This window comes from Paenibacillus thalictri, assembly GCF_004307995.1.
Classification (GTDB): Bacteria; Bacillota; Bacilli; order Paenibacillales; family NBRC-103111; genus Paenibacillus_AF; species Paenibacillus_AF thalictri.
The window spans coordinates 21,643-42,375 of record NZ_SIRE01000021.1 but is presented as its reverse complement, the minus strand read 5'-3'; the positions used below and the strand labels follow the sequence as shown (position 1 = coordinate 42,375).

Sequence of the window (20,733 nt, the reverse complement as noted above, 5' to 3'; positions counted from 1 at the left end):
AATAAAAATTAATTATGTCGTCAACTGTAGAAAATACGACACTAACGTTCGAATCATGTGTACTTGTTTTAATAAAAAACCGCTTTTCTGATGTGGTCACATCTTTATTTTATATTCGCATTTGATGGCGTCAGGCTTGATTTAAAGCTTTTTTCAGAGTGATTCCTGCCGTGAATACAGGAACTTTACCCGCCGGAAGTTCCACCTCTTCACCGGTTTTACGGCTTCTTCCCATACGTGCTTCACGACTACGGACATTAAATTTTCCGAAGCCAACCAGTTGAACTTCTTTGCCTTGCTTTAGAGCTTCAAAAATCGAGTCCAGAACATGCGTTACTGCTTTTTCAGCATTCTTTTTTGAAAATCCACTAGATTTCGCCACATCTTCGATCAATTGTTCTTTGTTCATTTACAATACCTCGCTTATATTATTTTAATTACGAAAATGACAGTCCTCGTGCATGAGTGTAAAAGCGGGAATAAACAAAAAACTGCCCCAGGTTTAGAGCAGCTCGAATGATTTAATAAATTTTAGAAACATTTTCAGCCTGCAATCCACGATTACCTTGGACTACATTGAACTGAACGCGTTGACCTTCATCCAACGACTTGTAACCATCGCCCTCAATCGCGCTGAAATGAACGAATACGTCGTTTCCGTCTTGGATTTCGATAAAACCAAAGCCTTTTTCAGCATTAAACCATTTAACTGTACCTGTTTGCATAGGATTCCTCCAAAAACTAAATTATTAAACACAACCATTTCAATGGCTACTAATAAAGAATAGCGGTCATTAGGCATTTTCAGAACTCGTACTTGATGTCCGCTAATGTATTGGTTAAGATAAGGATACCATGTCCGCTAATGTAAGTCAATATTTGGAGGTCTTGCTAATGAGTGAAACAACCGGGATTTCTAGACAAGGAGAACAGATCATTCGAGACTTCATTCACACTCTCACCACTCACGAAGATTTGAATCCCAAAACCCTAAAGGAATACGCAAGCGACCTGAAACACTTCATTGGTTGGTTTGAGACAACTGGCCACCCAGAGGAAGAGGTTATATTTCGAATTGAATATATAGCTACTCCAACATTAACACGGTATCGGGAAGCGGCGCAAAAAGTAATGGATTTGAGACCGGCGACCATTAATCGACGGCTCATAACCCTGAAACGTTTTTTCGAGTGGGCCTTGCTGGAATCCAAGATTCGCCACGACCCTGCGAAGCCGGTTAAATTGGTTCCGGAAGAAAAGGGAATTCCCAGGCAGATGACAAACAAAGAAGAAGCTGCATTGATCGCTGCGGCTGAGCACGGCGGTTCCCTTCGGGATCAGACGATTCTCATCGTGATGCTTCATACCGGCTTACGAACAATGGAAGTATGCGATCTGGCTCCCGGAGATATTCAAATCGGTAAACCCAGCGGTCAGCTTACAGTTCGATCAGGCAAACGGAATAAACAGCGGGAAGTACCTTTGAACGCTGCCTGCAGAGCTGCTTTAGAAAAATATCTCGCAGTCCTTCCTTCGGATAGTCCTTATCTGTTTCCATCGGAGAAAACCGGCAATCGATTAACCGAACGAGCTTTACGCCATATGATTCAAAAATACATGAAATCGGCGCGGCTCGAAGGATTAAGCGCTCACGATCTGCGGCACCGGTTCGGTTACGTGATGGCGGAGAACACCCCGTTGCACCGTCTGGCGCAAATTATGGGACACTATAGTCTGGACACAACAATGATTTACGTCAAGGGCATTGCGCAGGCCGGTAACTCCCATCATACGCCGGCTCTGCCCTCGTTTTAGGGAAATGGTACCACCTCGTCATCAATGGAATGCGTGTCCAGACAGAAAACAAATAAAGCCGGATCCGAGACACCTTTACGGTGTTTGATCCGGCTTTGATTTTGGCTGTAAAGCTTATTTACGATCCGCACCGATCCATTCGGGCACACGCTGGCGGCCCCAATCGCATATCTCCCACAAATCGGAAACCGGCTGCCGCGTGTACGGCAGCACATGCATGTAGCCGGGAGGCCCATATTCCGGCGTAAACGTAAACAACTCCGCTCCCGCCGCTTTTCTCGCTTCATAAATGCGCTGCCACCACGCTTCGTGTACGTTTACCTCTTGGGCTACCTCGGGAGCGCGGGGATCCGCCACCTGCGGGCCGTGAAAATAACCGACCCGCCCGTGAATATGCAGCGCACGGTCGATCGCAAGATGAACATCCGCTTCGCTTGCCTGCAGAAATGATTCCGTCACGCATACCCAATGGCTGAAATCTGCGGATATCTTCAGTTCAGGATACACTTTCAGCAGCTTGGCCGTTGTCCAAGGCGTATACATGCACCGGCTGCGATGCGTTTCGTGGGCGACCGGCACACCAACATCGGATTCGTCACGCAGCACGCTGTGGAATAAGCGGAGCTGCTCGTCGGTTTCCATCCGGTCGCGGCCCGTGTGGCAGTTGACGAACAGCGGCCCGTATTCTGCGGCCTGCCGCAGCCGTTCCCCGAAAGAAACGGCATGTTCGGCCGCCTGATCTCCGCCTGCCGTCGCCATCTGGGCGATGTAGCTTAAGCCATATTCGTCCAGCAGCGTACGAAACTCCCCCGGCCGCACGCCCTGCGGAACCGGGGCCTCCACCGCATCGTATCCCCCCTCGGCGATACGCCTGACTTTTTCCTCCACCGTGCCGTCCATACCCCAAAAGGCTTTAGCAATGATCGTCTGCAAAATACGTCCTCCTTACATTTTAGCGCAGATACATCAACACTCTGCGTCGGTCATCTCATTTGTGTACATTCGTTTGTATTCATCCGGGCGCACCTTCCGTGAGGAGCTGCCCGCATAATGAAGCTGCAGCGCCCGCCGCCGCTTGTCGCTGCCATTCGGCGGCGTCCCGTGATGCAGCATGCCATGGAAAAACAAAGCTCCGCCCGGCGGCAGCGGTACAGCCACGTCGTGTTCCACGCGCACACTCGTATCGCAAATTTGCCAATCGCGCACCGCATAATGAGGCACCCCGCCATCCATGTGCGACCGCGGGACCACATGCATACATCCATTATCCAGCGCCGCCTCGTCCAGCGCAATCCATACGCCGACAATCGGCTTATCATAAGCCAGCGGCCCGTAAGCCATATCCTGATGCCACGGCTTCTCGCCCCCAACATGCGGGGGCTTCAGCAGCGCCATGTTTTGCACCAATACCGGCTCGTCACCCAGGATGTCGCGAACCGCTGCAAGCAGCGCGGGATCGCCCGCGATTGCGGTCAGCGTTTCGTCGCTGGGCACGTAATCATGCACCTTGCGCACCGCCAGCTCCTGCTCCTCGCGGCTGTGCAGCTCGCTGCGCGGCCTCGTGTACTGAATGCGGGCTTCTTTTGCGTCTTCGAAAATCAGGTCCATTAACGCTCCGGTCGCCGCCTGCACTTGGTCCGCGGAAAGCACCTTCTCCACGCCGAGATAACCTTGCTGCTTGTAAAGCTTTAACTCAGCTTCGCCCAGGTCCGCAAGCGACGGCACCAAGGGAGAAACACGCTCATACCGGTACAGCTGGGAAGCGATTTCTTCATTGGTCATAGCAGTGGCCCGTATCGTAACGGCCTGCCCCATATATACCCCTTGAGCCACTTCGGAAGAGCTGTTCGTATTTGTACTCATCGTCCATTCACTCCCTAATAGAATCGTTTTACTATATAATCGATTATAGTAATGAAGGCGATTTTTTAGGATGTTGTACGATTCCGAATTTTTGTACTGAAATGCGAAAGTGCAGGAGGAATGAACAATGGATCTGCCATTTGCCGTCCCGCTCGCAAGCAGCCGCCACTCCGGCAAAGCCCGCTGTGAGAAAGGCTGGAACTGGCGGCCGCAGCCGCTGACCGATTACGATCTGTGGTATGTCGTGTCGGGCGAAGGCGAAGTGAATCTGAACGGCCAGCGGCATGCCGCTTATGCCGGCTGCTGCTTCCTGTTCCGTCCCGGAGACCGGATTGAGGCGGTGCAGGATGAAAACCACAGATTAACCGTTATTTTTATCCATTTTCAAGGCACTCCGGAGCAAGTGCCCGCCCTGCCGCCCTGCGTCCATTTGACGGACACGGCCTGGCCGGAGACGCTGCTTCATCGGCTGATCGTCTTGGACGATCCCCAGCCGGCGGCAACCTCAGCCGCCCTCGACATGGACGCCGCGGAATTCGCCATCCTGCTGCAAGCGATGCTCACCATGCTGGCGCGAGCCGCCTTCATCGAGCAGGATCCGTCCGCAAAACACCATGCGGTCGTCCGCCGGATCGTCAGGCACATCAAGGAACATGTCGCTTCGCCGCCAAGCCATGAGCAGCTCGCCGATTTGTCGGGATTGTCGGCGCGTTATTTGAACATCCTGTTCAAACAACAGACCGGATTGTCCTTAAAAACGTTTATCGCCAAAACCCGCATCGAACGGGCATGCCACCTGCTGGCGGAAAGCACGTTAAATGTGTCGCAGATCGCCGATACGCTTGGATATTCGGATATTTACTTTTTCAGCAAACAGTTCAAGCAGTTTGCCGGCCAATCGCCTTCACAATACCGGGCACGTGCGCTGGAGCCGCGAAGCCATCGCTAAAGCGAACCGCCGGAAGCAAAGCTTGGCAGCCCGCAAGTCTTGGCGGCGCGCTGTCCGGCCAGCTTTAAAACGTACTCGCCGGATGCGATGGCAGCTCGGACACGTATTCAAGCGGGCTCATGCCAACCGCTCCGCGGAACACGCGGCTGAAATAAGCCGCATCGGCGAAGCCGACTTTCTCCGCCACCTCCGATATCATATACCGCTTCGTGCGCAGCAAATCTTTCGAACGTTCGATGCGGTATTGGGTCAAATATTGAATAAAGCTGACCCCCGTCTCCCGTTTGAACACATATCCCAAATAGTTGCGGGACAAATGCAGCTCCCCGGCAATATCGGCAAACGAAAGCGGCTGATGATAACAAGCTTCCACCTTGCGTTTGACGACAGCCGTATAGTCGCCCGCTCCCGCATGGCTTTCTCCCCCGAGCGGATTGAGCCATTTCGTTCGAACATATTCTTTTACAATTCGCAATACCTCTTCGTTTGCCCGTGCGGCTTGAATATCTTGAAAGACGCGCAGCGGCTGCAGCGCATCCCCCTCCGGCAGCTGCGTCCCCAGCTTGGACAAGCCAAGCACCACATGGCTGATCATCGCGATAGCTGCGGTCTGGATATGGCCCAGTCCGGAACGGCTGCGTTCCAAGCGGTGTTCGATATCCGCCCACAGCTGCAGCGCTGCCGATTCGTCCCCCCGCGCAAGCGCCTCCGTCAGCAGGTTCAGCAGCTCGCTTTGCTGTTCCGCAGCTTCCCATGACGTGCGGTGATCCTCCCCTGCGCTGAGCACGAGCTGGTACCCCTCGTGTTCGGCAAGCCGCAGCATATCGGCGGATTCCTTCAGCGACAGGCAATATTTGTCCGGCTCGCCGTACCATTGCCCGATCCCCGCGTTGGCTTCAACCGCAAGGAAGCGGCCGATCCGGTCAAGCAGCAGCCCGGCAAGCCGGCGGGCGCACTCCCTTGCGGCCTCCGCACCGCTCCCGCAAATAAGAATCGGCAGCCGGTCCTCCATGTATTGCAGCGGATATGCCGCCTCCGCACCCGACTCTGAAGCAATCGACTCCTGCACGATATTCAGCGCGGAAAATTTGAACAGCTGCCAATCGCGCTCCGACTCGTTATGCCTTTCGGTCGTCCGGTATAGTCCAAGCGTAAGCAGCAGCGCACCGCCGGAAATCTCCTGGGGCAGCTCGTAGAAAGTCAGCTGTTCCTCGGAAATATCGCTGTTTTTCAGCCCCGCCGAGACGATTTTGTACAAAAACTGCTCGCGCAGCACCGGCAGCTGGTTTTGCACCATCCGGCTGAATTGCTCGTCATATTGCTTTTGCTTCGCTTCACGGCACATCTTCTGAATCACTTCGTACAGCATCTGCTCGATTTCGGACAACACAATCGGTTTCATGACATAATATAACACACGCAGATGCAGCGCTTTTTTTGCATATTCGAACTCGTCGTAGCCGCTTAAGATGATCGCAGGCGTATCGGGATCGGTCTGCCGCACGCGCTCCAGGAAGGTCAGCCCGTCCATCAGCGGCATCGTAATGTCGGTTACGATCAAGTCGGGTTTGCAGGTTTCGTACCGTTCCAGCGCCTGCAGTCCGTTGACGGCCGTATCCACATCGGTCACGCCAAGCCGCCGCCAGTCAACGAGCTGCACCAGTCCGTCCATAATGTGATGTTCGTCGTCGACAATCAATATTCTCATCCGCTTACACCCCGATTTGTTTCCGATTGACAGGCGGCGGCAGGGATTCTGATCTCCGTCCGCGCCCCGCCTTCCGGACGGTTGTTCAGCGTTACCCCATATCCCGCGCCGTAGTATAGCTGTATCCGCTTGCGCACATTATCCATGCCGTGTCCTCCTGTGCCTTTTTGAGCTTTACGGGTATCCGCTTCCGCCGGGTCAGCCACGCCTTCGCCGTTATCTTCAATCACGATGATCAGCTCGCTGCGGTTTTCACCGGCCAGGTAGGCGCTTACGGTGATCCGGAACGTACGCTCCGCCGCCGGATTGCGGAAGCCGTGCACGATCGAATTTTCGATCAGCGGCTGGATCATGAGCTTTGGCACAAACAGCTGCTCAGTGTCCGGCGCCATCCGCTCCTCGTATAGGAACGACTCCTTGAACCGCGCCTGCTGAATCTGCGCATAAATCGCCGCATGCTCCATCTCCTCGGCAAGCGAAATAAACGATTTGCCCTTGCTTAAGCTGAGCCGGAACAGCCTGCCCAGCTTGGCGGACATCAGGCTGGCTTCCTTCGCCCCTTTGGCCGCCGCCATCCAGTTGATCATATCCAGCGTATTGTACAGAAAATGCGGGTTGATCTGATTTTCCAGAACGCGGTATTCCGCCTCCTGCGCCGCCCGCTGCTCCTTCTCGCGGCTCTCGATCAGCATGTTCAGCTCATCAACCATCCGGTTAAACGATAAAGCGATCTGGCGGTATTCGAAAATCGCATGCTGCTCGGATATTTTCGTGTCCAGCTTGCCGACCTGTACGCGGCGGAAAGCGCCAAGCAGCTCGGGGATTTGGCGTGTCATCCGTCCCGATAAATAATAAGCGATGATACAGCTCAGCAGCAGCCCGGCGATGCCGATCGCCAGCACCGCATTGCGGATTTGCTTCACAGGCCCGTAGATGCGTTCCGTCGGGATCAACTCGATCAGGCGCCACTGTGTTTTGTCCGGATACGAATAAAGCACCAGATACGGCTCTCCCCCGATCGTCGCCGCATGATAACCGTCCTGCTGCACGTCGCGAATATTGTCCATCCAACGTGACTCGTCTACTTCCTCCGGCAGCCTGCCGTCCGCAAACGAAGTCAGCCGGGTGACGACACGCCCCCCGCCGTCCGTAATAAGCAGCATGCCGTCGTACACCTTGCGTTCGCCATGCAGCAGCTGCGAAAGCGAGCTTTCATCCATATTCATCTCGACAAGGCCGATCACGCGGCCCTGGCCGTTGAATATTTTGCGGACGTAAGAGATGACCTGCTTCGATTGGTAAGCGGCGACGGGATCCGGATGGGAACCGGCCCAGAACGAATCCGATCGGTTCAGCACTTCCTGGTCCCATTCCGCGGCCGACATCGGGTACACCCGGTCCAGAGCGGATAACGGCAAGTTTTTAAAACGGTCGCTGAACAATCTCACGCTGGATAAATAAGGCTTGGAATACAAAAAAGGATTCACCACATTGTTAACGACATCACGCCGGGTCTGAATGAGGCTGTACACATCGCGGCTGTTGTCGCCGAAAGCGTCGATCAGGTTCGGATTGGAGGAGATGACCAGCGCAATTTCCTCCACATCGCGGAACCGCGAGCTGATTTGGCCGTGAGTTTGGTCGATCAGCTCCAGCCGGTTATCGACGATTTGCCCGATCACCGTCTTAGAGACGTTCCAGTAAAAAATCAAACAGGTGAGCAGCAGAAGAAGCCACGTCAGACCGATAAAGCCCAGCAGCAGGATCGGCCTGATTCGCCATTGTCCCTTCTTCATGTGTTCACCCCCTGTTGTTATTTGAAATGCCGCAGCCCTTCGACCAGCATCAGCAGCGTCATAGATTGGCCGTAAGGCATCGGACATTGCGGAATGTCCTTGTAAAACTGCAGCGTGCGTCCCATCCTTGTACCGTAAGACACGCCTTGTACGGCCCCGTCCGCATCAATTTGCCGCAGCACGGCCTCTAGCGCCCGCTCGCCGACGATCCGGCGCGAAGCATCGGTGTAGCCCATGCGAACCGCTTTTAATATCCCGTAGGCAAAACCGGCCGAAGCCGACGTTTCCTCATACGAAGCCGGGTCGTCCAGCAGCGTGTGCCACAAGCCGCTTTCGGCCTGAAGTTCGGCCAACGCATCAATCTGCCGGTTCAGCGAGGTCAGCAGAAAACGGCGAACCCCTTCCGGCACCGTCACCATCTCGAGATAATCGACAAGACCGGCGGTATACCAAGCGTTGCCGCGACCCCATAACGCCTGGGCGAAGTGGTGCCGCTCCTTAAACGTCCAGCCGTGGAAAAACAGTCCGCTGCGAACGTCCGTCAAATATTTCAGGTGCACGAGAAACTGCCTAATGCTCTCCTGCACGTAATCGTCTTTTTGCAAAAGCATCCCCATACGCCCAACAAACAGCACAGTCATGTACAGCGTATCGTCCCACAGTTCGCCTTCGTTGGGGCTGTCGACAGCCGTGTGGGCAAAGCCCAGCTCGGCCGTTCGCGGCAAGTCCTGCACCGCGTATTGCGCCCACTGCCCACAAAGGCGCAGCGCCTCGGCATCCCCCGTCTCCTCGTACAAATAACTCAGCGTAAGCAGCGGACACATCGTATTGATATTGGGAGAAGGCAGCCCTTCATTGATCCGTTTTGCGAACCAGCCGGTCAAATAGTCCAGCGTTGCTGTATCCCCTGTCTCTCTATAATATCTGTAAAGCGCAAATAACCCAACCCCCTGCGACCAATCCCATACATCCATGGAAATGATGCTCGCGGGAGTATCCTCCGCGATCGTTGCCTTAAGCCCCTGCATGCCGCGGATCACTTGTGATATCGCATCTTCCAGCTGCGCCCGGTTAAGCCCGTTTAACGGCTGCATTTATGCCCCATCCTCCTTTGAAACCCGGTCAGTTTTTCATCCCGGTGGTTGCAATTCCTTGTACAAAATACTTCTGTGCGAGCAAAAAAACCATAAAACTCGGGATCAGCGACAGCACCGACATGGCGAACATCGCTCCCCACTGGCTTGTGCCCCCGCCGTCCAAAAACAGCCGTAAGCCAAGCGGCACTGTAAATTTAACCGGATCGTTAATATATACAAGCTGCGTAAAGAAGTCGTCCCACGTCCAAATAAAGCTGAATATTGCTGTCGTAATAATCGCCGGCACACACAAAGGCATCACGATACGCAAAAAGATTTGAAAAACGCCGCAGCCGTCCATCCGCGCCGATTCGTCCAATTCCTTAGGCAAACCGCGGATGAACTGCACCATCAGAAATATAAAAAACGGCGCAGCGCCAAAAAAGTGCGGCACAATCAGCGGCAAATACGTGTTTACCCAGCCCAGCTTGTTAAACAGCAAATATTGCGGGATCAAAATAATTTGCGCCGGCAGCATCATCGTCACAATCATGACGGAAAACCAAAGCTGCTTCAGCTTAAACTGCATCCGGCCGAATGCAAAGGCGGTCAACGAAGCCGAGACGACATTGCCGACGACCACCGCTCCCGCAACAAAAAACGAGTTGGCGAAAAAAGTGCCAAAGCTGATTTTCGGAACCCCGCTCCAACCCTTCGTATAATTGGCCGTCGACCATACTTCTGGCAGCAGCGCTGATGAAGAAAATATGTGCGAGTCGCTTTTAAACGAGCTCAGCAGCATCCAGATGACCGGATAAACCATCACGAGGCCGAGTGCCAGCAATATCAAATGGAGCAGCGTGCGGCGGGTCAGATTTGCTTGCATGCGAGTCATTCCTTGTCACCGTCCGTCTCATAATAAACCCAATAACGCGAAGTCGCAAAAAACAGCAGCGTGCACAGGCCGATGGCGACAAGCAGCACCCAGGAAAGCGCGGAAGCATAACCCATCTTCATAAACGAAAACCCTTGCTCGTAAAGAAACAAAGCGTACACAAGCGTAGCATCCATCGGTCCGCCTTTCGTCACGATAAACGCCTGCGTAAACATAAGAAAAGCGCCGATCGTCTGCATAACGAGATTAAAAAACAGCACAGGCGACAGCATCGGCAGCGTAATGGAAACAAACTGCCGCACTTTACCGGCGCCGTCGATGGCGGACGACTCGTATAAATATTCGGGAATTTGCTTCAGCCCCGCCAAAAAAATGACCATCGACGAACCGAACTGCCAGACGGCAAGCAAACATATCGTATAGATCGCGTATTTCGGGCTTGCGATCCAGATCGTCATATTGTCCGCTCCCAGCAGCCCCAGAAACCGGTTGAAAATACCGTCACCGCCGAAAATTTGCCGCCACATGACGGATACGGCCACACTGCCGCCGATCAGCGACGGCACATAATACACCGTCCGGTACAGCCCGATCAAGCGCAGATTGCGGTTCATCAGCAGCGCAACGCCCAGAGCCGCCGCCAGCTTCAGCGGTACGGCAACGCCAACGAACAGCACCGTCGCGCGCACGGCCAAATAAAACCGCGGGTCGGCAAACATCGTCTGGAAGTTTTGCAGCCCGATCCAAGTTGGTGCGGACACAAGATCATATTTTGTAAAAGCCAAATATAGCGAAGCCAGCATAGGCCCAACCATAAATAAAAATAGCCCTATCAGCCATGGCGCCAAAAACATATATGCGCTGATATTGGCTCGAAACGCTCTGCTGCCCATTGGTTAAACCTCCCTGCTTCCGGAAACAAAAACGACAGCGGGGCGCGGATGAAACCGCCCGCAGCCCCGAATCGCCCATGAATAAGCCATGTTATTTCGCCTGCAAAATCTGATTCGCTTTCGTCACGAATTCCGCTGCCGCTTCCGCGATGCTCTTTTTCTCAAACTGAACCTGCTGCGTGATGTTGACGAGCAAGCTTTGCACTTCGCCCGCTCCCACCGGCTGGTTCGGGTTAAACGGCGTCGCCACCTTCGCCATCTCGTCGATAAAAGCGAACTGCTTTTTATCCGTCGCGCTCAGCGAGCTGCCCACAGCCTCGCGTACTTTGGCCGAAATCGGCACGCCGCGGTTGGCGCCGAGTATTTTGGCAGCTTCCAGATCGTTGGTCAGGAAGTCCAGCAGCATGGCCGCTTCTTTCGGATGGGCGCTTTTCTGGTAGATCGACCAGGCCACCCCGGCCGAGATATAGTGGCCTTCCTTGCCGCCTTCCATCGACGGCCACAGCATCATCTGCAAGTCGCGGTTAGCCAGTGACTGCATGCTGCCGATCTGGTTTGAGCCCAGCAGTACAACAGGACTTTTGCCGCTGACGATCAGCTGCTTCTCCAGCTCGCCGCTTGTAACGGAGGCCGTAATTTCCGCCGGCGCTGCCGCTCCCGACTTGCGCAGCCCGTCCCAATAGGTGAAAAACTCGACAAGATCGGCTTGGTCAAACCCGAGTTTTTTGCCGTCGAAAAACGACTTGCCCTTCTGCCGCATGAAGTAGTTGAGCATATCCGGGTTATTCATATAATCCGGGGTTCCGTAAGAACCTTTGCCCAACTTTTCGGCCACCTGCTTACTGGCGGCGGCAAATTCGTTCCAGGTGAAGCGATTTTTGAGCGTAATGCCGGCTTTTTGGAACAGTGCCGGGTCGATGGCAAATGCCGACGTATTGACTCCTGCGGCAAGCATCATCATTTTATCCTGATACATCCCGATTTTACGGGTTCCTTCATCAACATCGGCCAAATTCAGCTTCAATGTATTCAGGTCCAGCAAAGCTCCGCGCGAGGCATAATCGTTCATTACCTGGTACGTGATTTGGAACAAATCCGGCGCATTGCCGCCGCTGACTTGGACGTTTAATTTATCGAAGTAGCCGTCGAATCCGGAAAACTCCGGTTTCACTTTGATGTCGGGATATTTCTTTTCGAACAGCTCCAACGCCTTGACGGTCATATCGTGGCGGTCCTGAGTGCCCCACCATAACACACGCAGCTCAACTTTTTTCGCAGGCGCCGCGGAATTCGCTCCCGCCGCCGGGCTTGGTCCGGTTGAATTTGCAGTTCCCGCCGATCCGCCGCCGCTGCATCCTGCCGCCAGCGACAATGACAACAAAACGGCCGTCCCCGTCCCCCATATTTTTCTTTGTTTCACAATCGTTTCGCCTCCCTGTTTATGATTGCGCTTTCCTTTTTTACTATACAAGGCGTTTCACCGCCAGTGAATGCAGAAACGAACGCTCTTTTTGTAAAAAACAACGCACCTTTACCCGGGCAAACAAAAAGCCCGGTCCGCTGGATAAGCGGTGAATCGGGCTCCGTGCGTTTTGGTGCGTGTGTTTAGCGCAGCGTTTATAACCATCCGTACGGTCCGTACGTCTTAGTAGTTGTCGTATTTCAAATCCATCGTCGCGAAACCGCAAAACTCGGGGAAACTTCTCAGCACGCCGTCGATTTCCTCTTGCGAGTACCCCATTTTCTGCAGATGGAGCTGCTTCGCTTTATCGGCGACGGACTGGGCCGTCACAAAGTCGTCGATCTGCTCGAACAGCTTGGCGCCCCATTTTTTGCCGAATTGAACGTGCAGCCGTTCGTCGGCGATGTCGTATTCCGATTGCAGCGACGATAACGCATCCCCGTAGTGCTTAAACGCATCAATCGACTTGCGTTTTTTGATAAACGAACACGGCTCCATCACCATCGTCAAGGTGGAATAAAACTCGGGGAACGTGCGCTCCAGATTGTCCGGCGTCAGCGCCGTCGACGGGTGCCAGGAGAAATCCTCGGTGCGGTAGCCAAGCTGCTTCAACCGCCGCACGCCCATGCGGCTGTGCCGGGCTTCATCCCACGTATGGCGGGCGATATCGTGATAAAACTCCATCGGCATCTTCTGCACGCCGTAATACAAATAAGTCAGGCTTTCCGTTGCCGACATCTCGCTGGCGTTAATAAAAATCATATGTTTGACGCTGTCATAGGTCGGCGACTTCGGGTCGAACATCGCGCTTTTATAACGGTTCAGGTCAACATGCGGGTATTTCGGATCGGCGGCCGGAATGGCCGGAACCGGACCCGCAGGCGGATACTTCAGCCGTTCTGCCCACTCGGCCGCCGGCGCCGATTCTTCCGCAAACAGTTCGTCCCACTTCTGATCGACGTAACGGCACCAGCTGTCAAACCGCTGCCGCGATTGCGGATCGTCCACGTAAGCGAAGCGGACATGCGGTTCGGCCCAGCTTACAAGCTGCTTCCTGTCCAGCTCAATGACACGCAGCGCATCCAGCGTTGGCGCTTCGAGAATCGGATCAAGCGTATCGGCAAGCCCGGCGTATCTGTTGTACAGCTTGCTCACAAAGCTGCGGTACGCCCAAGCAAATTCGGGAAAAGCGGGTGCAAGCGACACGGACAAGAAAACGTCCGCCACCCGCGCCGGTGTCCAGGACCTGTCGCTTAAAGCGGCGCCGGGAAGCTCGGCGACACGATCGCGCAGTTTTTTCATATGCTCGGTATGCAGGTAGCCCATACGTACGAGATCGCCTTTCCATTCCCAGTCGGCCGCCCCCGTCACCCAGCCCATCGCCATACGCGACAGCTCGAATTCGATCCAGTAACAGTCCTTCAAGAGCAGCGCGGTATCGACAGGACGGACAAACGAGCCCGTCCGATTTTCCGTATTGTCCAAAAAACCTAAATCATTGACGTCAACCATAATTGTTTTTTTCGAATCCATTATCCTTCACCTCGTTTTATGTGGTTAACACCACTGTAACAGAGGTTTCTTGAAGACGCTTGCACCTGAATCTCCGATGCTTGGAGAATCCTCTACTTTTCCGATATTTGCACGTAAGCCGCCTTATTCGCGCATGCTGCTCCGGTAAAAACTCGGCGTCACACCCGTCGCTTCCTTGAAGCAGCGGCTGAAATACGCCATCTCGCCAAAACCGAGCCGCAGCGAGATCGCCGTAATCGGCTCGTCGCTTCCGCTAAGCAGCAGCTTCGCATGATTGATCCGCTGAAGCAGCTGGTATTGGTTTGGCGTTTGACCGGTATGCAGCTTAAACAGCTTGTGCAAATACGATTTTGACATATGGAATTCCGCCGCTAATGTATCCATCGACAGCGTGTCGGCATAACGGTCGGAAATGTAATCCGCCACCTTGTTCATCAGTTGGCGGGACGTTTGCGGCAATACCGTCCGTTTAGCCAAATCCGGGCTTTCCAGACGGCCCAGCAGCGCAAACAGCTCCAGCAGCCGCGCCTTAACGACCAATTGAAAATGCGGACGCCGCTGCTCCAGCTCCCTTTCGATCGTGCGCAGCAGGTATTGAACGGCTTCCATCCCTTCCTTCGACTCCACATGCAGCTGCGCCGCTCCAATCTCATCGGACGGAAACCAAACATCAATCAATGCGGAAATTGCCGGTTCCTGTGCGGACAGCACGCTCAGATACGCCTCGTCGACCGATAAAATCACCCGCCAATATTCGACCGTTTGCGTCGAGCGGATAAAATGATAGGCGCCGGGACGAATGATCGTCATTTTGCCGGGTACGAATTCAAGCTGCTGCCCGTCTACCACACAGATGCCAACGGAAGAGCAGGGAAAATGAAACTCATAGCCGTCATGCGCATGGATAAAAGCCATCACCGCCGTATCCCGCTTCGTTTGGCAGAATACCGGATACTGGCTTAACGATTGATTAAACTCCCGGTCCACGACAAGGGATAAATTGTCGTCCATTCATTTCCCTCCCAAGCCGTTAAGGTTCTCTTGCGGACGCCGCTTCATCACCAAAGAAATCTATCTTAATTCTACGTGCTTACCGCTTTTTTTCAAGAATGATTTCATAAAAAATCTTTTAGGCTTTGAAATAAGCCACTGCCATGACTTTGCAGCTATCGTAAGGCCTGTTTGTTTGCCGGCACGAATGAATCACATATTTGCACACGTATTTCACGCTGTTTACGCATAAACGAGAGCGATTTGAGAAAAATATCCATTAAGTGCATTTTATGCAAGGAGGACTTGGATTGTCTAAACAACGTACCACAGCATCGGCCGATTCCGCCTTGCTTCATCTGCTGCAAGTGATTAAGCAAGCCTTCAACGTGAACAAAAGTCCCCTTCCGTGGACAAAGGCGATCAGCGCCGGGATATGCTCCGGAATCCCGGTTCTGCTGGGGCTGTTGGCGGACAATTTGGCTTACGGTTTGCTTGCGGGGATCGGAAGTCTTACGTATTTGTACGTCTTTAACATTCCATACGCGCAAAGAGCGAAAAAAATCGGCTTTGCCGCGCTGGGCATGTCCTTATCCGTCGGACTGGGGACACTTCTCGCCCCTTATCCGCTCGGTTCGGCAATAATGGTCGGAGTGATCGGGATGGTTGTCACTTACCTGTTCGGAGCTTTAAAAATAACAGGGCCGGCAAGTATTTTTTTCGTACTTGCTTTCACGATGGCAACGGGCATGCCGGTCGATCCGGCTTTGGCTCCGTTAAGAGCAGGACTGGTGCTGCTAGGGGGAATTTTGTCGTGGATGATCGGGATGATCGGCTGGCTCCATAATCCGTTCGGACCCGAAACCGAGGCGGTAAAGAAGGTATACGTGGAACTTGCGGCATGTATGGAGGCAGCGGGAACCCGGTCGTACGAGGAAGCGAAGCTGAAGCTTATCCGGCAGCTCGAGATAACCGAAAATATTTTACTGGCCGGCAGGCCGTCCCGGCGGGCGCCGGAGCCGTATGTACGCCTTCTTCTGCTGCTTGATCGCGCCAATCTGATTGTTGTGCAGCTGCTTGAACATACGGAGACGAGCGGCGAAACGCCGGACGTAGAGATCGGAAAATATGCCCGCAGCATCGGTGAGCGTATTGGAGAACGCAGTAGAGCCGGCTTCATTCAGGAAGATCTGCCGTCGTTTCGCCCGGCTGAGAACCATCACGCAGATCAGCTCTTGCTCAAGGTGCAGGACGCCGAAGCCGCGCTGCACGAACCGTTGTCCCGGCTTCATCAAACCGCTCATTTCACCAAGCCTGCATTAAGCGTCGTCTTAGGCGGCTCGTTTGACAAACATTCGATCGTGTTCCTGACGGCGGTGCGTTTTGGGGCCGTACTTACGGTTGCCGCCATCGCCGCTTTTTCGTTTGATTTCAACCGGTCGTTCTGGGTCACCTTGTCTTGTGCGGCGGTGATGTCCGGTTCAACCGTCGTTTCGACGTTTCACCGCGCCGTGCAGCGGTCCATCGGCACCATACTGGGCATTCTCATCGCGTTTGCCATCTTGTCGCTGGAACCGCAAGGTTATGTCATCCTGATCGCCATTGTCGTATTGACGATATTCACCGAGTTCGCCATCGTATATAATTACGGAATTGCCGCTTTGTTCATTACCCCCAATGCCCTGCTGCTGGCGGAAAGCAGCTCGCTGTCCCATGACGCCGCATTTTTTGCGGCAGCGCGGACCGTCGACGTGCTGGCCGGCTGTATGATCGGTTTGCTTGGCACGTTATTGATCGGCAGGAAACAAGCATCCCGGCTGCTTCCGCATCTGATCGCCAAAACCATTCGCAGCCAGCAGCAATTTCTGCTGCTGCTGTTTTCAGCCCAACCGGCACATCCTGCAGCGGCAAAAGAACCTCCTGAACGGAGCAAAATGCAAACCAACCTGGCCAACGTCAATATGGTATTCACTGCCGCATTGGGTGAAATTGTCCACCGGCGCTCAGGCCCCGAGCTGCTCAGGCCCGCCGTATCGTCCATCGAACGGCTTGGGTACTTGCTGGACGCATGCTGGAAATACGGCAACCGGCCGATCCTGCCCGCTCCTGTCCATGCCGAGCTGCTGCTTGCATTGGAATGGATGGCCAAAGCCGCCGAACAGCGGCGGCTGATACGCAAGACGAAACTTCCCGAGCTGCCGTCTTTACCGGCCATTCATACAGAAATCGCCTGCCTGCAGCTCGCCCTGGAATCGACATATCCCCCGGAAACGAAAGCTTAAACCATTGCTTTAACGCTTGGATAAACTACTTGGCCTGCAAGTTCACCATGCTGATTTCCGGGCACCTGGTCGGTTCAAGCCATCGTCTCCAGCATAGGCAGCGTAACTTCGTATTGTAAGGGCTTACAGTTGCAATATCGCTCGCATTCCTCCGCCATGTAGTGTCCCATGCGGGCAATTTCGCGGTTCATGCTGCCGGCAATATGCGGGGTCAAGAAGACGTTGTCCATGTTCAAAAAGTCGCTGTCCGGTCTTACCGGCTCCGGGAACGTCACATCAAGCACCGCGGTGCGGGTCGGCACTTCCTTCAGCGCGCGAATTAAATCGGCCTCCACGACCTGCGCCCCTCTGCCCGTATTGATAAACGTCGCATGCGGCTGCATCCGGTCAAAATGCTCTTTATTTAACATTCCTTCCGTTGCCGGCAAGTTGGCGAGATGATTGGATATCGTGTCGCAGTTTGTGAAAATATCGAGCAGGCCGGTTTTCCTTACGCCCAATTCCGCTGCAGCCGCATCCGGCAGGAACGGATCAAACACATCAATCGAAAGCTCATATGCCTTCAGCAATCGGACCACCTTTTTGCCGATCATCCCGGCACCCAATATGCCGACTCTCGCCCCGAAATTTCCGGGGTACATCCGGGCGACGCTCAGTGCTTCCCGGTTGTCCTGCTTATACCGAAACAACGAGCGGTAAAAACCTTTGTTGGCAAGCACGATTTGCGAAGCCGTAAATTCCGCTACGGGGACGGCGTTGGCCGCCCAACTGCTGACTACGGTCACGCCTTGCGAAATAAACGTTCGCGCAAACCGTTGAACCGAACCCGCGCCATAAAACAGCACTTTTAAATTAGGCAAATACGTTTTAATGTCTTCCTCCGTAAATTCCGGTATCCCCCATGTAGAGAACGCGATTTCGGCCTCGCGGATTTGCTCGGCGTGCTGCTTCATATTCCCGCTATGGACCCATTCTTGGTATATGTCGACATAAGGGCTCAATTTCTCCATAACGCTCCCGTTGTATACTTGCCCGACTGATGTATTTTCCCTGGCAGCTAAAATAACCGCTTTTCTGACCACCTGCTCATCCTCCTTGTATATCAAGAAATGGCCGTCCAATTTCAACCAGTACACTCAATATCATGCAGCAGTCCGAACATTCGGTCAAATACAAATTCAAGATCAATACATGCCATATTCATGCTCCTGCAAGCTCGAAACAAATGACGGCTGCGAGAGTTTCCCTTGTCCAATTCATACGCCAAAAAAGACCGTCCGCTCCCATGACCTTAAGATCAGGGAAACGGATGGTCTTCAACTGTTCGTTACCGTAGATCAGCTGCTGCGGAGCATTACCGCGAGGTTAAAAGCCTTCGCAAACCGCAGCAGCCCTCCAGCTATTGCCGGATCGGCAGACTTATCGGTTGCGGCGTTTCATCTCCAGCACGTAAATGGAATGCGCGTTCAGGCTGCAGGTCAAGCGGCCTTGCTCGGACGTCAGCTGCTTCTGCTTGCTGACGATGTAATCCGGCGCAAATACCGAGTTGATCGCTTCGTAATCGTCCCCGCTAATTTCCCACATCGTTACATCCGGCGACATCATAAAGGCATCAACGGAAATTTCCGTCTGAACGGGCTCAAGACCCCGGTTGACAACAAACAATGTCAGCGTATCTCCAGACTCGCTGAGGCAGGAAACGACATCCAGCACGGGCAATTCATCCAGCTTGACGCCAAAGCGATTTTTTTGCGGCGTCACGCCAAATGTGCCGCAATCCACCGCGCTTGTGACCGTGCGGGCAATGTCGCGGTTCGCGTAAACCTTCATCATGTGATATGTCGGCGTGCCGTAGACCAGTTGGCTTTTCCCGCTCCATCCCGGCTGTTTCCCGCGGTATTGGTCGGCAAAATGGTCGCCTACGCGAATACAGCCGGCCAGCCAGCCGTTGACCAGATCGGAGTAGCTGCCGATTTCCACCATCGAGGCCTGGCGAATATACTCATTGAGATTAGCCGCGTTGGCCACCGCCGATTCGAGCGTATGTTCCATCGGAAGGCCTTTGCGGATCGTATTCGGATAATACATTGTTGTGTATTCCGTAATGGCCAACTTCACATGTTCGTGTTTGGCGCTGCTACGGATCAGCTCGGTCGTCTCGTTTACGATATGGCGCGTAATTTCCGGGTAAGCGACCATCGCCTTATATCGTTCTTCCTTCGGCGTATTCGGATCAATGCCGACGGTTCCGAAGCCGTGATAAATATGGAGCGTCAAATAGTCGATATATTCGCCGGCAATATCCAGCACCGTCTTGTTCCATTCGCTGTTTACGTCTCCGCAGGCCATCAGAATGATGTTCGGATCGGCCGCTTTCATCGCTTTGGCGAAGCGGACGTAGCGGTGGGCGAATTCCTCCGCGGAACAATGTCCTACCTGCCAAGGGCCGTAAATCTCATTGCCGATTTCCCAATATTTCACCCCAAACGGTTCTTCGTTTCCGTATTCGATCCGGCGTGCGCCAAACGGCGTATCTTTGCCGCCGTTGCAGTATTCCATCCACTGCACCGCTTCCTCCGGCGTACCGGAGCCGGCATTAACGCAAATCAGCGGTTCGACGTTCAAATCGCGGCAGAAGCGAATAAACTCGTCGGTACCAAAATATTTGTTCGTCCAGCCTCCCCACGCCTCGTTGATCATATTTGGCCGCTCCAGCTCCGGGCCGATGGCGTGCTCAAAATGGTACGCGCTGATATAGTTGCCGGCCAGGCGCATCATGCCTGCGTTCAGCTCCCGGCTCCAGTCGATAACTTCCTTCTTGACGATACCCCTACTATCGGCAGGCAGCATCGAAACATGATCAAGCCACAAGATTCCGGTTGCAATGGAGTCCGGCCAGGCTGCACCCTCCGAGGAAATCAGCAGACGGAATTCCGCGTTCTCTGCGGTTTCGGCCGGTGTCACTGTGAACGTATACTCCCGCCAATTGTGGCTGGTCAGCTCCACTTGCGCCGAGCAAAGCGTTTTTCCGCCGGCGGCATCGGCCACTTCGCACACCAGCTCGCGAATGTCAAGCGCTGCGCGCGCTACAAGCCGAATACGGTATTCCATGCCGCCGCGTACGGAGATGCGCTGCCCGATGCCGGCGGTGCATTGATCGCTGCTGTAAATTCTAATTTTTTGACTGTGACCGGAATGTTTGGGTGCCGCCGGCTCCAGCTCGAAGCGCGTATTTTTCCCGTTATTGATCGGATACCAGCCCGACGAGACACCGCCAACCGCCTCGTCCTCAAAATCCATATCCTTCAGGACAAAAGCAAGCATAGCGTCCATATGGTCGCGGATATCCTCGACAAAATGGCCAAACACATAAGGATTAATTGTGGCGGCTTGGACTTCTCCCGCTTGAATCGTAATTTTCGCTTGGTTGCTCATTGTGTGTAACCTCCATTTGCCATTGATGTCGTTTAT

The 20,733-nt window shown here is 53.8% G+C and carries 17 protein-coding genes; 3 read left to right on the top strand and 14 right to left on the bottom strand.

Annotation, left to right across the window (positions count from 1 at the left end):
* Positions 1 to 130: 130 nt before the first annotated feature.
* Together EYB31_RS26630 and EYB31_RS26625 are read right to left on the bottom strand one after the other, a co-directional pair.
* Positions 131 to 409, bottom strand: coding sequence for an HU family DNA-binding protein (locus EYB31_RS26630; RefSeq protein WP_131016483.1), 279 nt, complete (start codon positions 407 to 409; stop codon positions 131 to 133).
* A gap of 112 nt (positions 410 to 521) precedes the next feature.
* The gene (locus EYB31_RS26625; protein WP_131016482.1) at positions 522 to 725 is read right to left on the bottom strand and encodes a cold-shock protein; all 204 of its coding nucleotides are present in this window, start codon (positions 723 to 725) and stop codon (positions 522 to 524) included.
* Between the two features lie 169 nt (positions 726 to 894).
* Between EYB31_RS26625 and EYB31_RS26620 the strand changes: the two genes are divergently transcribed.
* Positions 895 to 1,815, top strand: coding sequence for a tyrosine-type recombinase/integrase (locus tag EYB31_RS26620; protein ID WP_131016481.1), 921 nt, complete (start codon positions 895 to 897; stop codon positions 1,813 to 1,815).
* Positions 1,816 to 1,929: 114 nt separating this feature from the next.
* Here the strand turns inward: EYB31_RS26620 and EYB31_RS26615 are convergent, their stop codons facing one another.
* Together EYB31_RS26615 and EYB31_RS26610 are read right to left on the bottom strand one after the other, a co-directional pair.
* Entirely contained in the window at positions 1,930 to 2,748 is an 819-nt protein-coding gene (locus EYB31_RS26615) for a sugar phosphate isomerase/epimerase family protein (RefSeq protein WP_131016480.1), read from the bottom strand.
* Positions 2,749 to 2,781: 33 nt separating this feature from the next.
* Positions 2,782 to 3,678 (bottom strand): phytanoyl-CoA dioxygenase family protein, encoded by an 897-nt coding sequence (locus EYB31_RS26610; RefSeq protein ID WP_131016479.1) that lies wholly within the window; start codon positions 3,676 to 3,678, stop codon positions 2,782 to 2,784.
* Positions 3,679 to 3,805: 127 nt separating this feature from the next.
* Here EYB31_RS26610 and EYB31_RS26605 point away from each other — a divergent pair, with 127 nt between their 5' ends.
* Positions 3,806 to 4,627: a helix-turn-helix domain-containing protein gene (locus EYB31_RS26605; RefSeq protein WP_131016478.1), complete on the top strand. Its 822-nt coding sequence runs from the start codon at positions 3,806 to 3,808 to the stop codon at positions 4,625 to 4,627.
* Between the two features lie 64 nt (positions 4,628 to 4,691).
* Here EYB31_RS26605 and EYB31_RS26600 read toward each other — a convergent pair whose 3' ends face one another.
* The 8 genes from EYB31_RS26600 to EYB31_RS26565 form a co-directional block, all read right to left on the bottom strand.
* A complete protein-coding gene (locus EYB31_RS26600) occupies positions 4,692 to 6,335 on the bottom strand; it encodes a response regulator transcription factor (protein WP_131016477.1) in 1,644 nt (547 codons plus the stop codon).
* Entirely contained in the window at positions 6,332 to 8,131 is a 1,800-nt protein-coding gene (locus tag EYB31_RS26595) for a cache domain-containing sensor histidine kinase (RefSeq protein WP_165452640.1), read from the bottom strand. Before EYB31_RS26595 ends, EYB31_RS26600 begins: the two co-directional genes overlap by 4 nt.
* Before the next feature lie 17 nt (positions 8,132 to 8,148).
* Positions 8,149 to 9,225 (bottom strand): beta-galactosidase BglB, encoded by a 1,077-nt coding sequence (bglB, locus tag EYB31_RS26590; protein WP_131016475.1) that lies wholly within the window; start codon positions 9,223 to 9,225, stop codon positions 8,149 to 8,151.
* Positions 9,226 to 9,253: 28 nt separating this feature from the next.
* Positions 9,254 to 10,093 carry a carbohydrate ABC transporter permease gene (locus EYB31_RS26585; protein WP_131016474.1) on the bottom strand — a complete coding sequence of 280 codons (840 nt, stop codon included), beginning with the start codon at positions 10,091 to 10,093 and terminating at the stop codon, positions 9,254 to 9,256.
* Positions 10,094 to 10,098: 5 nt separating this feature from the next.
* Positions 10,099 to 10,995 (bottom strand): carbohydrate ABC transporter permease, encoded by an 897-nt coding sequence (locus tag EYB31_RS26580; RefSeq protein ID WP_131016473.1) that lies wholly within the window; start codon positions 10,993 to 10,995, stop codon positions 10,099 to 10,101.
* Positions 10,996 to 11,086: 91 nt separating this feature from the next.
* Complete coding sequence (locus tag EYB31_RS26575) at positions 11,087 to 12,415, bottom strand: ABC transporter substrate-binding protein (protein WP_131016472.1); 1,329 nt, start codon at positions 12,413 to 12,415, stop codon at positions 11,087 to 11,089.
* Between the two features lie 225 nt (positions 12,416 to 12,640).
* A complete protein-coding gene (locus tag EYB31_RS26570) occupies positions 12,641 to 13,990 on the bottom strand; it encodes a DUF455 family protein (protein ID WP_131016471.1) in 1,350 nt (449 codons plus the stop codon).
* Positions 13,991 to 14,113: 123 nt separating this feature from the next.
* Positions 14,114 to 15,001: an AraC family transcriptional regulator gene (locus tag EYB31_RS26565; RefSeq protein WP_131016470.1), complete on the bottom strand. Its 888-nt coding sequence runs from the start codon at positions 14,999 to 15,001 to the stop codon at positions 14,114 to 14,116.
* Between the two features lie 290 nt (positions 15,002 to 15,291).
* Here EYB31_RS26565 and EYB31_RS26560 point away from each other — a divergent pair, with 290 nt between their 5' ends.
* A complete protein-coding gene (locus EYB31_RS26560; RefSeq protein WP_165452639.1) occupies positions 15,292 to 17,262 on the top strand; it encodes an FUSC family protein in 1,971 nt (656 codons plus the stop codon).
* 74 nt (positions 17,263 to 17,336) lie between these two features.
* Here EYB31_RS26560 and EYB31_RS26555 read toward each other — a convergent pair whose 3' ends face one another.
* Both EYB31_RS26555 and EYB31_RS26550 read right to left on the bottom strand, forming a co-directional pair.
* Positions 17,337 to 18,398 (bottom strand): hydroxyacid dehydrogenase, encoded by a 1,062-nt coding sequence (locus EYB31_RS26555; protein WP_165452638.1) that lies wholly within the window; start codon positions 18,396 to 18,398, stop codon positions 17,337 to 17,339.
* Between the two features lie 283 nt (positions 18,399 to 18,681).
* Positions 18,682 to 20,697, bottom strand: a complete 2,016-nt coding sequence (locus EYB31_RS26550; protein ID WP_131016467.1) for an alpha-L-arabinofuranosidase C-terminal domain-containing protein — start codon at positions 20,695 to 20,697, stop codon at positions 18,682 to 18,684.
* Between the last annotated feature and the right edge of the window lie 36 nt (positions 20,698 to 20,733).

Coding starts and splice junctions, on each gene's coding strand:
- EYB31_RS26630 (WP_131016483.1), bottom strand. CDS start 409: ATGAACAAAGAACAATTGATCGAAGATGTGGCGAAATCTAGTGGATTT.
- EYB31_RS26625 (WP_131016482.1), bottom strand. CDS start 725: ATGCAAACAGGTACAGTTAAATGGTTTAATGCTGAAAAAGGCTTTGGT.
- EYB31_RS26620 (WP_131016481.1), top strand. CDS start 895: ATGAGTGAAACAACCGGGATTTCTAGACAAGGAGAACAGATCATTCGA.
- EYB31_RS26610 (WP_131016479.1), bottom strand. CDS start 3,678: ATGAGTACAAATACGAACAGCTCTTCCGAAGTGGCTCAAGGGGTATAT.
- EYB31_RS26605 (WP_131016478.1), top strand. CDS start 3,806: ATGGATCTGCCATTTGCCGTCCCGCTCGCAAGCAGCCGCCACTCCGGC.
- EYB31_RS26600 (WP_131016477.1), bottom strand. CDS start 6,335: ATGAGAATATTGATTGTCGACGACGAACATCACATTATGGACGGACTG.
- EYB31_RS26595 (WP_165452640.1), bottom strand. CDS start 8,131: ATGAAGAAGGGACAATGGCGAATCAGGCCGATCCTGCTGCTGGGCTTT.
- bglB (WP_131016475.1), bottom strand. CDS start 9,225: ATGCAGCCGTTAAACGGGCTTAACCGGGCGCAGCTGGAAGATGCGATA.
- EYB31_RS26585 (WP_131016474.1), bottom strand. CDS start 10,093: ATGCAAGCAAATCTGACCCGCCGCACGCTGCTCCATTTGATATTGCTG.
- EYB31_RS26580 (WP_131016473.1), bottom strand. CDS start 10,995: ATGGGCAGCAGAGCGTTTCGAGCCAATATCAGCGCATATATGTTTTTG.
- EYB31_RS26570 (WP_131016471.1), bottom strand. CDS start 13,990: ATGGATTCGAAAAAAACAATTATGGTTGACGTCAATGATTTAGGTTTT.
- EYB31_RS26565 (WP_131016470.1), bottom strand. CDS start 15,001: ATGGACGACAATTTATCCCTTGTCGTGGACCGGGAGTTTAATCAATCG.
- EYB31_RS26550 (WP_131016467.1), bottom strand. CDS start 20,697: ATGAGCAACCAAGCGAAAATTACGATTCAAGCGGGAGAAGTCCAAGCC.